General features: G+C 40.7%; 11 protein-coding genes. 1 reads left to right on the forward strand and 10 read right to left on the reverse strand.

Annotated elements, in window-relative coordinates:
- Positions 1-62: 62 nt before the first annotated feature.
- From phoR to CWB78_RS11590, 10 genes are all read right to left on the reverse strand, one after another.
- Positions 63-1,409, reverse strand: a complete 1,347-nt coding sequence (gene phoR, locus CWB78_RS11545) for a phosphate regulon sensor histidine kinase PhoR (RefSeq protein WP_138595659.1) — start codon at positions 1,407-1,409, stop codon at positions 63-65.
- Positions 1,410-1,486: 77 nt separating this feature from the next.
- On the reverse strand, positions 1,487-2,176 hold the full coding sequence (gene phoB / locus CWB78_RS11550; protein WP_008111196.1) for a phosphate regulon transcriptional regulator PhoB: 690 nt from the start codon (positions 2,174-2,176) through the stop codon (positions 1,487-1,489).
- Between the two features lie 628 nt (positions 2,177-2,804).
- Positions 2,805-3,869 carry a class II fructose-bisphosphate aldolase gene (gene fba / locus CWB78_RS11555; protein WP_008111197.1) on the reverse strand — a complete coding sequence of 355 codons (1,065 nt, stop codon included), beginning with the start codon at positions 3,867-3,869 and terminating at the stop codon, positions 2,805-2,807.
- A 211-nt stretch (positions 3,870-4,080) separates the two neighbouring features.
- A complete protein-coding gene (locus CWB78_RS11560) occupies positions 4,081-5,256 on the reverse strand; it encodes a phosphoglycerate kinase (RefSeq protein WP_138570397.1) in 1,176 nt (391 codons plus the stop codon).
- A gap of 49 nt (positions 5,257-5,305) precedes the next feature.
- On the reverse strand, positions 5,306-6,319 hold the full coding sequence (epd, locus tag CWB78_RS11565; RefSeq protein ID WP_138595661.1) for an erythrose-4-phosphate dehydrogenase: 1,014 nt from the start codon (positions 6,317-6,319) through the stop codon (positions 5,306-5,308).
- Positions 6,320-6,502: 183 nt separating this feature from the next.
- On the reverse strand, positions 6,503-7,243 hold the full coding sequence (locus tag CWB78_RS11570; protein ID WP_138595663.1) for an SIMPL domain-containing protein: 741 nt from the start codon (positions 7,241-7,243) through the stop codon (positions 6,503-6,505).
- A gap of 140 nt (positions 7,244-7,383) precedes the next feature.
- Positions 7,384-8,007: a 3'-5' exonuclease gene (locus tag CWB78_RS11575; RefSeq protein WP_054201852.1), complete on the reverse strand. Its 624-nt coding sequence runs from the start codon at positions 8,005-8,007 to the stop codon at positions 7,384-7,386.
- Positions 8,008-8,012: 5 nt separating this feature from the next.
- A complete protein-coding gene (locus tag CWB78_RS11580; RefSeq protein ID WP_138595665.1) occupies positions 8,013-9,851 on the reverse strand; it encodes a DUF294 nucleotidyltransferase-like domain-containing protein in 1,839 nt (612 codons plus the stop codon).
- A gap of 140 nt (positions 9,852-9,991) precedes the next feature.
- On the reverse strand, positions 9,992-11,716 hold the full coding sequence (locus tag CWB78_RS11585; protein ID WP_138595667.1) for a sodium:solute symporter family protein: 1,725 nt from the start codon (positions 11,714-11,716) through the stop codon (positions 9,992-9,994).
- A gap of 10 nt (positions 11,717-11,726) precedes the next feature.
- On the reverse strand, positions 11,727-11,990 hold the full coding sequence (locus CWB78_RS11590; protein ID WP_008464847.1) for a DUF4212 domain-containing protein: 264 nt from the start codon (positions 11,988-11,990) through the stop codon (positions 11,727-11,729).
- Between the two features lie 449 nt (positions 11,991-12,439).
- On the opposite strand from CWB78_RS11590, the gene CWB78_RS11595 reads away from it, so the two are divergent.
- A complete protein-coding gene (locus CWB78_RS11595; RefSeq protein WP_138595669.1) occupies positions 12,440-15,880 on the forward strand; it encodes a hybrid sensor histidine kinase/response regulator in 3,441 nt (1,146 codons plus the stop codon).
- Positions 15,881-15,912: the final 32 nt, after the last annotated feature.

The raw sequence follows: 15,912 nt of genomic DNA on the forward strand, positions 1-15,912 counted from the left end.
TGTTCGTCCCATTTCCTAACTGTGGTTCACTCTAAAGTGAGTACATGACAATGGTGTGACTCTTAAATGACACTTTTATGACTGCTTGTGTTGCTTGTTACTAATGGCGAAATAACGATAAGTCTATCGCTTGAAAACGCGAAAGAAAAACAAGAACCTTTACCCAGCTCGCTGTGAATTTTTAATTGACTACCATGGCGAGTAAGCACATGCTTGGTAATAGCTAAACCTAAGCCTGAGCCACCTGTGGTGCGGCTTCTGGCTTTATCTACTCGATAAAAACGCTCAGTTAACCGGTTAATATGCTCAGGTGCAATACCATCACCATTATCGGTAACACTAAAACATGCTTGTTCATTATTGCGCTGCCAAAGTACCTCAATTTTACCGCCTGGTTTAGTATAATGAATGGCATTAAATACTAAATTTGAAAAGGCACTTCTAAGTTCATCCTCAGCTCCGGTAATATCAAGCGATGCATCAATCTTAAAAATAAGTTGATGGCCTTTGTCTTGATTAATTGATTGCGCTTCTGTTTCAATTAAGTTTAATAATCGTGGCACATTCACCGCTTTGTCATTACTGTGTCGCTTTCCCCCTTCGATGCGCGATAACGACAACAGCTGATTCACTAAGCTATCCATACGCTTACATTGCTCTAGCATAGTAGTTTGTGCTTTATTCCACATTGCAGGCGGGGGAAGTGAATCACTATCGAGCATTTCAAGGTAGCCGGTAACAACAGTTAAAGGGGTTCTAAGCTCATGAGAGACGTTTGCTACAAAGTCTTTACGCATCTGCTCAAGTTGCTTTAAGCGAGTAACATCGCGTACCACTACCAACAACTGTGTATTGGCATAAGGCATCACCCTAAACTCAAGAACTTGCTCAACACTGTGGCCACTTTCAAGCTCCAGAGCATCGCTAAACTCTTTACGACGCATATATTTAGCAAATTTAGGATCGCGAATTAAGTTATCTAAACGCTGACCATGATCAACCGGCCACTGTAACCCTAGCACTTTGAGTGCAAGCTGATTACACCACACAATTGATAAATCGTTTTGTAGCACAACAACGGCATCGGGCACGGCCTCAGCGCCGTCGCGAAAACGCCGTATTAGCTCTGCCAGCTCATTACGCTTTTTACGATTACGGTGCTGCAGCTGGTAAATACCCTCAAATACTTGCTCCCACGACCCTTCCCCTTCAGGCGGGTTAAAGCTGCGTTGATTATGCAGCCAGTCACTTAAGCGATAAAGCTGATGGTAATGCCACAAAAGTAGCGAAAAAGCGCCCAAAAACAACATCAAAAATGGGGCACCAATAAGCACCCCAATTAAAAGCAAAGGTATAAAATAGACAAACAGCCGTTTAGTTAACGCCTGCTTGTTAATAACTCGATACATACACGCTCTTTACCTTATAAACGCTAGCAGATGGTTTGACTATGCTAGGTTAATAGATTGTGACTTACGAAGTAAACTTATAATTTACTCGAAAAGCGATAACCAGCACCGCGAACTGTTTGTACTAAGCGGTCATGCCCAAGCGTAGCAATTGCCTTACGCAAGCGACGAATATGAACATCTACAGTTCTGTCTTCAACATAAACGTTAGTACCCCATACATGATCAAGTAATTGCTCTCGGCTATATACACGCTCAGGGTGGGTCATAAAAAAGTGTAACAGTCTAAACTCCGTTGGCCCCATATCTAGCTCACTGCCACCTGATGTCACACGATGCGAAATAGGATCTAAACGTAAACCATGTACTTCAATGGCCTCTTCAAGTGAGGTAGGAGCAACACGACGAATAACCGCTTTAATACGCGCCATTAACTCTTTAGGTGAAAACGGTTTTGTAACGTAATCATCAGCACCGACTTCTAAACCGCGTATTTTATCTTCTTCTTCGCCGCGGGCTGTCAGCATAATGATAGGAATTTGGCGTGTGTGTTCATTTTGTTTGAATTTTTTAGCGATTTGAATTCCACTACCGCCAGGTAGCATCCAATCGAGTAACACCATATCTGGATAAGGTTCAACCATTGCTGATATTGCAGAATCATAATCTTCTGCCTCAATGGCTTGAAACCCATTTTGTTCTAAAACAAAAACCAACATTTCCCTGATAGGTGCTTCGTCATCAACGACTAATACTTTACGTGACATTCCAATTTATCTCTTAGGCTATTGAGTAGGTTTCATTATTATGACTAAGTATGACATTTTTATTAAAGTGTAACGTCTAAATTAAAATGAGTGTAAAAAAAACACAAAATAGTGACAAAAAATAGAATTTGTCATATTTTTATCATCTTGAGCAGTAATAAAAAAGCGGTTTGCAGTAAAAAGAATCAATCATTAAAGTCACTATTTATGGTATCAACATGGGATCATCAAATTACTAACTAGCATCAATTTTCACGCTTAATAATAAAAGTTAGCACCTGCTTAACAGTGTTTAGATCAGGTTTATTATGATCTTAAATGCTGGGATCAGAGTTTTATCAAGCAGATCCCTTTACGGATCACTATTTTACCCACCAACAAAGCTAAACCAATGAATTTTTGTATGTTTTGTGCTCACTCTTTATAATGCGTAACACTCAAAAGTTTAAAATACGTCACTTTAAGCCTTTTACTTAGTAAAGTAATGATCCCAGATATGACAAGTTAGTAATCGAGTGATCCCTAATTAATAACTAGGTAAAATACTGATCCCTCATAGATCAAAAAAGCCAGCGCAAACGCAACTGGCTTTTTGAATGAGTGCAATAATATCGCTATTATTGGTCCATTACTTTATTTTTGGGTTTAGCTCACCGCTTAAGTATTTAAGGTGCATTTCATCTAATGAAATTGGCTTAATTTTACTTGCTTGACCCGCCGTACCAAACGCTTCGTAACGAGCGATACAAATATCAGTCATTGCTTGGGTTGCAGCAGCTAAAAACTTACGTGGGTCGAAGTTAGACGGGTTCATCGCTAAATGACGACGAATCGCACCGGTAGACGCTAAACGTAAGTCAGTATCAATGTTTACCTTACGCACACCATATTTAATACCTTCAACGATTTGCTCAACTGGCACGCCGTAAGTTTCTGGAATTTCGCCACCGTATTGGTTGATCACTTCTAACCACTCTTGTGGAACAGAAGACGAACCATGCATTACTAAGTGGGTATTTGGTATACGCGCGTGAATTTCTTTAATACGATCAATTGCTAAAATGTCATCGGTTGGTGGACGAGTAAATTTGTAGGCACCGTGTGATGTACCACAGGCAATAGCCAGCGCATCAACATGGGTTTTATTTACAAAGTCTGCCGCTTCTTCTGGATTTGTTAGCATTTGCTCAGTGGTAAGTTTACCCTCAGCGCCAACACCATCTTCTTCACCCGCTTCACCAGTTTCAAGTGAACCTAATACACCTAGCTCACCCTCTACAGATACGCCACACGCATGCGCCATTTCAACTGTTTTGCGTGTTACATCAACGTTATAATCGTAGCTTGAAGGTGTTTTACCATCGCTCATTAATGAGCCATCCATCATTACTGATGAAAAACCTAGCTGAATTGAACGCTGACATACACCCGGTGATGTACCATGATCCTGATGCATAACCACAGGAATATGTGGCCATTCTTCAACTGCCGCTAAAATCATATGACGAATAAAAGGTGCACCGGCATACGCACGTGCGCCCGCAGAACCTTGTACAATAACTGGGCTGTTTGTTTTATCAGCCGCTTCCATAATTGCACGCATTTGCTCTTGGTTATTTACATTAAACGCGGGTACACCGTAACCATGCTCTGCGGCATGATCAAGAAGTTGTCGCATACTGATTAAAGCCATTGGGTATTCTCCAATTTATCGGTAGTTATTTTACTACCTAGTTTGAACGGATTTGTTAGTTTGGCGCAATCACTGCGCCATGAATTAAAAGGTATATGACCTAAAATTCATATTATTAACGACTAAATAAAAGTGAGAGGTATTTACTCGTTAATTGTAGCAGATGTGGGGTTAGCACATCTGCTTTACGGCTAGCTAATACCCTAAGGTATTATTTAGCGCGTGATTCTAGCATTGCAACTGCAGGTAGTTTTTTGCCTTCTAAAAACTCTAAGAACGCACCACCACCAGTAGAAATATACGATACTTTATCACTAATGCCATACTTATCAATTGCCGCTAGGGTGTCACCACCACCAGCAATAGAAAATGCGTTTGAATCAGCAATCGCTTTTGCAATAGCGCGAGTGCCATTACCGAATTGATCAAACTCAAACACACCCACTGGGCCATTCCATACAACAGTGCCCGCATTAGCAATAATTTTTGCAAGTTGATTTGCGGTATCAGGGCCAATATCAAAAATCATATCGTCGCTGGTGACTTCACTTACATCTTTAAGTGTTGCTACAGCTGACTCTGAAAACTCATTACCCACAACAACATCTGTCGGTACCGGTATTTCACCATCGTTGGCTTTCGCTGCAGCGCATAAACGATTTGCTTCATCCATTAAATCAGCCTCATAAAGCGACTTACCTACAGGATGACCAGCAGCTGCAATAAAGGTATTGGCAATACCACCGCCGGTAACAAGCTGATCAACAATTTTAGATAACGAATCAAGTACGGTTAATTTAGTTGATACTTTAGAACCACCCACAATCGCCACTAACGGACGGGCTGGGTTATCAAGTGCTTTGCCTAAGGCGTCTAGTTCAGCCGATAATAATGGGCCGGCACACGCTACATCAGCAAACAGACCCACACCATGGGTTGACGCTTGTGCGCGATGCGCAGTACCAAAGGCATCCATTACGTAAACATCACATAATGCAGCGAGTTGCTTTGATAAGGCTTCGTCGTCTTTTTTCTCGCCTTTGTTAAAACGTACGTTTTCAAAAACAACCACTTCATTATCTGCAACATCAACGCCATTTAAGTAATCTTTTTCTAGGCGAACAGTTTGCTCAAGTGCATCATTTAAGTAATCAACAACGGGTGCTAATGAAAATTCGTCTTCGTATTGCCCTTCCGTAGGACGGCCTAGGTGTGACATAACCATCACTTTTGCACCTTTTTCTAGCGCAAGTTTGATAGTAGGTAGTGCAGCACGAATACGTGCGTCTGACGTCACTTTACCTGCTTTAACGGGTACATTTAAATCTTCACGAATTAATACACGCTTGCCGTTTAAATCTAAATCTGCCATTTTTATGACCGACATGAACATCTCCTTAGTTAACGATACTGAACCAATAAATACGTTTTAAATATTACTTAAATGCCATCATAGCACGAGCGGTATCAAGCATGCGATTCGCAAACCCCCACTCATTATCACACCAAACTAGTAATTTTATCAGCCGTTTATGACTAACACGTGTCTGTGTGCCATCTATAATACAAGAATGGGGATCGTGGTTAAAATCAACCGATACCAGCGGCTCTTCGGTGTAACTTAAAATACCCTCAAGCCTATCTTTAGCTTGTGCTTTAAGCGCACTATTAACCGCACTTAAATCTACATCGGTATTTACCGTGACACTTAAATCCATGGCGGTCACATTAATAGTCGGCACACGAACGGCAATAGCCTCAAAGCGGCCTTTAAATTTAGGTAAAATACGGTCGATACCACGGGCTAATTTTGTGTCTACCGGAATAATAGATTGGCTGGCGGCACGAGTTCGGCGTAAATCATGGTGATACGCATCAATCACTTGCTGATCGTTCATTGACGCATGAATAGTTGTAATAGCGCCAGACTCAATACCAAAGGCATCATCGAGTACTTTAATAACAGGAACAACGCAGTTGGTGGTACACGAACCATTAGAGACAATAGTATGCTCGTTTTTCAGCTCATCGTCGTTTATGCCATACACAATGGTGGCATCTACATCATTGTCAGCAGGATGGGAAAACAACACTTTTTTAGCACCTGCGGCAATATGTGACTGTGCATGCTCACGTGAGTGGTACACGCCAGTACATTCAAGCACCAGGTCAACATCTAGCGTTTGCCACGGTAATTCAACTGGATTTTCTTCACAAAATAATGCAATGGTGTCATCAGCAACGCTGATAGTGTCTTCACCTAGTTTAACTGGAAAAGTGAAACGACCATGAGAGGTGTCGTATTTTAATAAATGGGCAATAGCTTCAGGGTCGGCTAGTTCGTTAATTGCAACAATTTTGATCTCGTCGCTTAAGCCTGATTCGTATAGTGCACGGACAATATTTCGACCAATACGACCAAAACCATTAATTGCAAGTTTGATTGCCATGAAATATAAAATCCACTCTAGTTACGTACAGAGAAAGGCAGCGTCGCCTTTTAGATGGCGGTATTGTAATCGACCTTGCCTGTGATTATAAGAGCCAAGCATTAGAAACTTTAAATTAACGTCATAATCAACACGCAATGCGCTTTTACTTTTAGCTCAGCTAATAGGTATTTGCGGTATTTGCTATTTTAGTTTTAAATCAAACACCACGTTTATAGATGCTTTAACGCTTATTCTTGCACCTAAATATTGCTGCTGCTTAAATGGGTTCTCGTTAATTCTAGCAGCCATGCTATTTCTGTGGCTGGATAAAATAATGTGCTTAACACCGTTCGCGTCGTAATCTGAGCTACTAGAATTTGCACTAATACTATAAACGTTGCCAAGTTCAGCACCAAAAGACTGAGCGAGCTTATTTCCCTTCGCTTTTGCGTTATCTATTGCTAGTTGTGTTGCCTCTGCCTCTAACTGCTTGACTTTGGAGGATAAGCCATTAATTTTTTTGATATTGTCTATTTGTAAGCGTTGAGCAAAATCAATAAATTCATCGACTTTTTTAATATCTTTTAATGTGACTTTAACTGTTTTCAGAGCTAAATAATTATCGCTTAAAGCAATCCCTGATTCTGTACCAACCTTAGTGTATACCTTGCTTTTTAAACCCGATATATGAACATCGCCTTGGCCAAAATCATATTTATCTAATTCTTCAAGTAACACGCTAACTCGGCCATCAAGGTCACGTTTAGCTTCAAGTAATGTATCTTCAATGCTTTTTACTTCAAATATAATTTGAGCCATATCTGGCTCAACTAATACCTCAGCTGTGCCATGTACAGAAATATGACGATTAGTTGGCACGCTTGAATTAGCAAAAGTAATAAGAGGGAATAAGGTAATAAAAATAGCGGTGATGAATTTCATATTCGTTCCTTGAATTTTTAATAAAATACGCGTTCCCATAATTATACAAACAAGAATAAAAGTAAACTGCATGCAATTAAGCTTAGTGCATACTTTATAGTTGGGTTTCTTATAGTTGGGTTTCGCTGTCCTTAACCAACCTACGTTAGATCCCCTACTTTAAGTTCTTTACCGGCGCCTATTTGATGGCATTGGGCTAATAACAATTCAGCAGTGGCTTGTGCATCGGTAAGCGCATGATGGCAATGATAGCTTGGTAAATCGTAGCGATTACGGCATTCATTTAAGGTTAAATCATCTAATTTTATATCGCTTGCGTGTTGCAGTAAGCGCTTTTTTTCTATTTGTAAGGTATCGATGATCAGCTTAGGCCGCTGGGTGATCCCTGCATTTTTTAGTGCTAACTTTAAAAAGCCCCAGTCGAGCATGGCATTATGAAATACTAAAATGCAGTCACTAAAGTGAGCGCTTAAAGACATTAAAATACTCTGTAGGCTTTGCCCTTGTGCCACCGAGTCAGTACTAATGCCGTGAAAAACAGGGCTTTGCTCTAGACTTTTAACCTCTTTATTAACGATATGCTGCGATTGACTGTTTTTGATACATTGATTCTCAATCAGTACCCAAGCAACCGAGACAATTTCATGTTGTTTAGGATCAAGCCCTGTTAATTCCAAATCAATCACTAAATAACGTTGCTTTAAAGCACTTTGCGCAAGCAAATGACGACGCTTTAAGTATCGCGTAATAAGCAGCTTAACCATTATTGTTACAAACTCCCACGCGCAAATTTAAACGCCGCGCCTTGCTGCGCTTGTTTTATTAGGTAAAACGCTTCTTTAAGCTGATGACGTTCTAACGAATTGAGTTTGTCTGGGTTAATGCAATTACTAGGTAACCCTTCTTCATTTATTTGCGTGCGCAGCCGAAGCTGAGTTAAAAATCGCCAACAATCTTTTAAATTATAAATATCTTCTTTGCTTAATAGTGAATACTTTAATAAAGCATCCAACCTCTCTTGGGTGTTAGCACGGCGAATGCCTACTTTTAATGCATAAAGTCGCGCTAGATCGTTAATGATCACCACCCCGCGCTTTTTAAGATCGATGTACTTATGGTGTTGCTCTGTTTTTTCGGTTTTAAAGTTATTGAATAAACCAATCGGCGCACTGTTAGCGTTAACATCGCTGGCCATTGCCGCATAAAAAAGATCGTTGCGAGAAATATGGGTCAACTCTTCACAAAACTGGCTATAGAGTGTGGTTGAGCCTTCAATAAAGCGCAGATCAAAAAAGATTTTACAGTTGAGCATTGCATGGGGTGTGGGACTGGTGATCCACTTTAAAAACTTCGCCCCCCAATCACTAACACTCATTCGACACGCATCACTGCTAGCCATTATGTTACCAGGACAACGACGAATGCCGCACTCAACTAAGTTTTCACAAACAAATTCGCCCATCTGTTTAAAATATGCGTGCTGTTCATCGTTTAGACCATCAGGTAATAACAAGCCATTATCTTGATCTGAATGCAGTGTTTGCTCTTCGCGCGCTTGAGAGCCAAAACAAATAAAACTAAAACTGGTTGGCGCGGCGCCATGGTGTTGTTGAAATAAAAAAATTAGCCGCGAGGTCAACGCATCGGTTAAACCACTGAGTAACTTTCCGATCAGCGAAATATCATCAATATTATTTGAAAACCCTTTTAATAACTCAGGAATTTCTTTCGCGTAACGTTTTAAATCAGCCACATTATGGGCCTTGTAAATACGACCAATTAGCTGCACTGGGTCGCTTTTTTGTTGGCGTAGTAAGTCTGTACTGGTGATCATTCCTAGCGGTTTGTGGTTTTCGTCAAGCACAGGTAAATGATGAATATTATGCTTAAGCATTAAGTGCAGCGCTGAAAATACGCGGTTATTTTCAAATATAAACTTAGGCTTATTGGTCATAATACTATTGATAGCTTGCGCGGGATCCACTTCATCAGCAAGCACTCGGTTACGTAAATCCCGATCTGTAACTACCCCAACAAGATGCGAATTTTCGGTGATCATCATTGATGAAATCCCATGCTCTTGCATTTTTTTAGCACTATGACGGATGCTGGCATCGGGAGGCAGCGTAATCGCTTTGCGAGTCATGATCTCTGATATTTTACGCTCAGACCAGCTGTCGTTATTGCTTTTATAATGTGATGACAGCAATCGATTAGCATGAGCACGAACAAAGTATTGCTCGAATGCTTTATATTCTCGACGTAAGTAATCAAAATCCGTTTGGTCGAGCATATAGACAATGCCCTCTTTTTGTACTTCTAAACTGTTTTGTATTGAATCTCCCGTCAGTAACGAGGGATAACCAAAGTAATCACCTTGAGTTAAACGCGTTACCGTATCGCCTTGAGCATCCACTAAATCGTATAACCCGGAACGAATTAAAAATAATTTAGGCTGTTCACTGTTAAGCCATTGCGTTTGGTTTTCTCGGGTCAAATAAATACTATCGAGATGATTAACAAAATAACTGCAGGCGCTGTCCTGTAACATTGAAAATGGTGCTTGCTTGTTAATAAACTGCGCGACTTCCTGTTGCTCACTACTCATAAATCATCCTCAATAAAAAAGCGACTTAACCTGAAATATGGTTATTTAATATAGCGATTATTTAATGTAGTCATTATTTAAACAAATAAAAAGCCCGACTTAAGTCGGGCTTTGATGCGTTATATCATTAGATATATGGATTAGTGAGCATGCGCTTCACTAGACCCTTTAGGATTACGAATACCTTCAACCATTTCTTGAATTTCAACTGGTGTCGGTTGAGTCATTTTCATAACACCTGCAGCTACTGCAAAGTTAATGATCATGCCTACTAAACCAATCCCTTCAGGTGAAATACCTAAGAACCAATTTTCTGGGCTATTAAACTCTGGACTCACAAACTTGAAGTAGATGATGTATGCAGCAGTAAAGGTGATACCCGTTACCATGCCTGCAATTGCACCATGTTTATTCATTGATTTAGAGAAAATACCCATAATAATTGCAGGGAAGAAGCTCGCCGCCGCTAAGCCGAAGGCAAAGGCAACAACCGAGGCCACAAATCCTGGCGGGTTAATCCCAAAGTAAGCGGATATTACAATAGCAATCATCGCTGCCAACCTCGCTGCAAGTAATTCTTGCTTGTCGGTTATATCCGGTTTGAGTGTCCGTTTAAGTAAATCGTGCGATACTGAGGTTGAAATAACCAATAGTAAGCCCGCTGTAGTCGATAGCGCCGCGGCAATACCACCTGCTGCAACGAGTGCAATAACCCAGGCTGGTAAGTCGGCTATTTCAGGATTCGCTAGTACCATAATATCGCGGTCAACATTTACTTCGTTTGCGCTATTAGGGTCAGTGATTTTACCTGATGTGTAGAACATTTTGCCGTCACCATTTTTATCATTAAAGGTGATTAGACCCGTACGTTCCCAGTTTTTAATCCAAGCTGGTGCCTCTGCATACGCTGTACCGCTTCCGTCTTTACCATTTATTGTGTCAATCATGTTTACACGGGCAAACGATGCTACTGCGGGTGCTGTTGTGTAAACAATAGCAATAAACACCAGTGTCCACGCTGCTGAAATACGTGTGTCTTTTACGCGAGGAACAGTGAAAAAGCGAACAATTACGTGTGGTAAACCGGCTGTACCCACCATAAGAGCACCTGTGATTGCAAATACATCAATCATGCTCTTAGAACCTTCAGTGTATTGGCCAAAACCAAGCTCAGCACTTAAACCGTCAAGTTTATCCAATACATACATTCCAGAGCCATCACTTAGCGTGGCACCAAAACCAGTTTGTGGGAAAAAGTGACCTGTTGCCATCATAGAGATGAAAATAGCCGGTACTAAATAAGCAAACACTAGTACACAGTACTGCGCAACTTGCGTGTAAGTAATACCTTTCATGCCACCAAGTACGGCATAGAAGAAAACAATGATCATACCGATGTACACACCGGTTTCAATTTCAACTTCTAAGAAACGAGAGAACACTACACCAACACCGCGCATTTGACCCGCAATGTAAGTAAAACAAATAAAGATGGCACATAAAATAGCCACTAAACGCGCAGTACGTGAGTAGTAACGGTCACCGATAAAATCTGGCACGGTAAACTTGCCGAATTTACGTAAGTAAGGCGCTAAACACATAGCCAGTAGTACATAACCACCGGTCCACCCCATTAAGTAAACACTTCCGTCGTAACCCGCAAACGAGATAATACCCGCCATTGAAATGAACGACGCAGCACTCATCCAATCCGCAGCAGTTGCCATACCATTAGCTAGTGGAGGTACACCGCCACCAGCAACGTAGAATTCATTTGTTGACCCAGCACGAGCCCAAATTGCAATACCGATATAAAGCGCAAAGCTTAAACCGACAATTATAAATGTGAGTATTTGAACATCCATTGACTAGCTCCTATTCGTCTACGCCATATTTTTTATCTAACGTATTCATTTTGAAAACGTACACAAAAATCAAAGCCACAAAGGTATAAATCGCGCCTTGCTGGGCGAACCAGAAGCCAAGTTTAAACCCAAAAAAACGTACTTCATTAAGTACATCAACCAGTAATATGCCAAAGCCAAAAGAGACCACAAACCATACTGCTAATAATTTAAACAGTAATGAAATGTTTTCTGCCCAATAAGCTTTTGCTTGTTCTTCATTTTTAAAAGCCATTTTTATTTTCCCCTTTAAACATCACGATTGTGATGGGTGGTTTTTTATATTCGTTAACCAATTTAGCAATGCAATTCAAATATTGAATTGCGACAATGGTCGTAACAACATATTAACGTTTTCGTAAACTGCGCATGATCAATTAATAAACAACTCATGAACCACTTAAATTTCAGTAGCTTAATAGATTTTTATTGCTCAATTTTTTAGCCAAATTAAAACAAACCGTGGGAATAAGACATTAGTCTAACTAAATAGACAAAAACAAATTAACCCTTAAATATCATAGCTTTATTTTATTTATAGATAACATAAACAAAATGTATACTCCCTACTTTATCTGCAGCTAGGTATTGTAAATAAGCAAACTCCAACTGGCGCTCGCATCTTGAAATAGTTTGGGTATAGTTATGACAAATTATAAAAACACTCTACGAGGTTAAATAAACATGACAGCTGTACTACTCATTGTTGCCTTTGGCTACATAGGCGTGCTGTTTTGGCTGGCAAATTGGGGTGATAAGACCACCCCACTTGCCAAGCGTATTAGTCATCACCCATTTGTGTATTCATTTGCATTGGGAATTTATTGTACTTCGTGGACTTACTATGGCTCGGTAGGCACCGCTGCTACTAGTAGTTGGAGCTTTTTGCCTATTTTATTAGGACCCGCCTTACTGTTTTTTTTCGGCCAGGGCTTTTTACGTAAACTGGTATTGGTGAGTAAAAAACAAAATATCACCACTATTGCCGACTTTATTTCAGCGCGTTACGGCAAACGCCAAACCACTGCAATTATGGTGACCATTATTGCCTTATTGGCCACTATTCCTTACATCGCATTGCAATTAAAAGCGCTTAGTTCCAGCTTTTTACTTTTGCAAAATAGTAATCAGATATCTGGGGATATTTTGGCGTTATCAGCCACTTTAATGATGGCACTATTTGCTATATTTTTTGGCACGCGCAAAGTTGATGTAACCGAGTACCGCTCAGGCTTAATGCTTGCTGTGGCGTTTGAGTCGCTAATAAAGCTGTTTGCTCTGGCTGCTGTAGCAGGGCTTGCAATATATAGCTTATTTAATTTACCCGCAGAAAGTTCTGGCCAAGTCGCCGAGTCAATTTGGCTGCATTGGGCGCAGTTTGACTTTTTTAGCTTTAACTTTGTAGGTCAGTCGCTGATGGCGGCGGCCGCTATTATTTGTTTGCCACGGCAATTTCATGTCACCGTGGTTGATAACCAAGATAAGCGCCATTTATTTACTGCTCGCTGGGCTTTTCCATTGTACTTGTTATTGACCGCTGCAATGATTTTACCTATAGCCACCGCTGCTATTCATCCAGAAATTGGTCGTAGTTTATCACCTGACAGCTTTGTACTGGCACTGCCTATGCTGCACGATAACGCTTTTTTAACCACCTTTGTGTTTATAGGTGGGCTTTCTGCTGCCACAGCCATGATTGTTGTTGCAACGCTTACGCTAAGCACCATGATCTCCAACGACGTGGTGCTACCCTTAATGTTGCGTCGTAAATTTAAACGTAATTTAATCACCAGCAGCTATAAATCCCGTATTTTATTGGTGCGCCGCTTTACCATTGCTGGGGTGCTTATTTTAGCCTACTTCTATCAGCAATGGTTTGGTAGTGGCAGTGCGCTGGCCAGTATGGGGTTAGTGGCTTTCTCATTGGTGTCGCAATTATTGCCTGCTATTGTGGGTGGGTTATATTGGCGAAAAGGCCATGCTTATGGCGTTTATGCCGGGCTACTCGCAGGAGTCATTTGTTGGGTGCTATTTTTGATGCTACCTATTTTAGAAGCCCCTAACCCACTAGACAGTGAGCTACAGCAAACGCTTATAACTAGAGGCACCTTAATTGCGTTGTTTGCTAATATTGGCTGTTACATTAGCTTTTCACTAGGAGCTGAAGAGCGCTTAATTGATAAAATTCAAGCGGCAGCATTTGTTAATCCCAAAGATCAGGCCATTTTATCTCGTCGCTTAAATAAAAACGTAAAAGCCACGGTATACGACTTTAAAATTTTGCTACAAACCTTTTTAGGCATTCAACGTAGCCAACAAATTTTATCGCATTACGCACTCCATCACGATTTAAACGACAACAATGCACACCCTCGCGCTGATTTTATTGCCTACTGCGAACGCGCACTAACTGGTGTATTGGGTGCTTCCTCTGCGCAAGCACTTATTCATACAGTATCATCTGGGAAACGCATGGCGTTTGAAGAAGTGGTAAACTTTTTTGATGAAACCACACAGGCACTGCAGTTTAATCAAAACTTATTATTTACTTCACTAGAAAACTTAAGCCACGGACTCTCTGTGGTAGATAAAGATCTCAACCTCGTTGCTTGGAATAAGCGCTACAGCGAAATGTTTAATTACCCTGAAGGTTTTTTACAAGTTGGCCAGCCCATTGAAGAAATAATCCGTTATAACGCAGAGCGCGGTGAATGCGGCCCCGGTGAAATTGATCGCCATGTTGATAAGCGTGTTCAGCATTTAAAAAATGGCAGTTCACATCACTTTATTCGCCATCGTCGTAATGGCCAAGTTTACGAAATGATAGGCAACCCATTGCCTGATGGGGGGTTTGTAACAAGCTTTTCTGATATTACCAATCATATTAGTACGCAAAATGCGCTCGAAGAAATCAATATGGACTTAGAAAACCGTATTGAAGCGCGTACCCAAGAGGTGCAAACCATTAATAGTAACCTGCAAGCACAAATCGATAGTCGCGTACAAACAGAGCAAGCACTTACTTTAGCCAAACGCGAAGCAGAACAGGCGAATGATAGTAAAACTCGCTTTTTAGCACTGGCTAGCCATGATATTTTACAGCCGCTCAATGCGGCACGATTATATCTCGCCGCCATTGATGAAACTCAGTTAGATAGCACCAATAAAAATAACTTTAATAAGCTAGGTGATAGCCTCGATTCCACCGTGCATTTAATGTCGGCTTTATTAGAAATTGCCAAGCTAGAGCAAGGGGCGATGACCCCAAATCCTCGTCACTTTTGCATTGATGATATTTTAGACCCCCTTAAAAGCGAATATGCGATTTTATCGAGCGATAAAGGGCTTTCATTTAAAGTGCGTTCAAATAAACAAATAGTACACAGCGATATTACTTACTTGCGTCGAATACTACAAAACTTGCTGTCTAATGCGATTAAATACACCGAAAATGGCCGTGTATTAATTGCTTGTAGAAACAGAAAACACAGTTTACGGATTGAAGTATGGGATACCGGCCCTGGCATTAGCGATATTGAACAAGCAAAAATATTTAACGACTTTTACCGAATTGAAGCGGGCGATAATAAAGGCGTTGGCTTAGGTTTAGGGGTGGTTAAACGTATGGCTGATTTATTGAGCCTGCCGATTGATGTGGTTTCATTACCTAATAAAGGCAGCCGATTTAGCATTGAAGTGCCTTATGGTGATACGCAATTAGTACAGCAAAAACAAACCAGTCAAAATATAGTCGACAACCGCGCCGCGATAAATATTATTGCCGTTGACGACGATCCTGAAAACCTTGCCGCCATGGCCAGTCTAATGAAGCGCTGGCAGGCAAATTACACCCTATTCGATAGAGTAGACGCGGTGTTAACTTATGCAAAAGAACATAGGGCACCTGATGTTATTTTAATGGACTATCAATTAGGTAATGATTGGGATGGGATTACATTAATTAAAGCGCTACGCGAGATTTGGCAAAGCGATATTCCGGCTATTTTAATTACCGCAGTACGTGACACTGAGCTAAAACAAACCACCAAAGCCGAAAATATTCATTACCTGAGTAAGCCAGTAAAACCAGGCAAACTTAAAGCACTGCTAAATCACAGTACTTGACGATTAATAAGAGTTTAAGCCCAGTAAGTACT

The organism is Pseudoalteromonas sp. S1612 (assembly GCF_005887175.1).
GTDB lineage: Bacteria > Pseudomonadota > Gammaproteobacteria > Enterobacterales > Alteromonadaceae > Pseudoalteromonas > Pseudoalteromonas undina.

Bases quoted from the DNA above. Each gene is read 5' to 3' on its own strand.
- CWB78_RS11560 (WP_138570397.1), bottom strand. From the start codon at position 5,256: ATGTCGGTCATAAAAATGGCAGATTTAGATTTAAACGGCAAGCGTGTA.
- phoR (WP_138595659.1), bottom strand. From the start codon at position 1,409: ATGTATCGAGTTATTAACAAGCAGGCGTTAACTAAACGGCTGTTTGTC.
- epd (WP_138595661.1), bottom strand. From the start codon at position 6,319: ATGGCAATCAAACTTGCAATTAATGGTTTTGGTCGTATTGGTCGAAAT.
- phoB (WP_008111196.1), bottom strand. From the start codon at position 2,176: ATGTCACGTAAAGTATTAGTCGTTGATGACGAAGCACCTATCAGGGAA.
- CWB78_RS11585 (WP_138595667.1), bottom strand. From the start codon at position 11,716: ATGGATGTTCAAATACTCACATTTATAATTGTCGGTTTAAGCTTTGCG.
- CWB78_RS11570 (WP_138595663.1), bottom strand. From the start codon at position 7,243: ATGAAATTCATCACCGCTATTTTTATTACCTTATTCCCTCTTATTACT.
- CWB78_RS11575 (WP_054201852.1), bottom strand. From the start codon at position 8,007: ATGGTTAAGCTGCTTATTACGCGATACTTAAAGCGTCGTCATTTGCTT.
- CWB78_RS11590 (WP_008464847.1), bottom strand. From the start codon at position 11,990: ATGGCTTTTAAAAATGAAGAACAAGCAAAAGCTTATTGGGCAGAAAAC.
- CWB78_RS11595 (WP_138595669.1), top strand. From the start codon at position 12,440: ATGACAGCTGTACTACTCATTGTTGCCTTTGGCTACATAGGCGTGCTG.
- fba (WP_008111197.1), bottom strand. From the start codon at position 3,869: ATGGCTTTAATCAGTATGCGACAACTTCTTGATCATGCCGCAGAGCAT.
- CWB78_RS11580 (WP_138595665.1), bottom strand. From the start codon at position 9,851: ATGAGTAGTGAGCAACAGGAAGTCGCGCAGTTTATTAACAAGCAAGCA.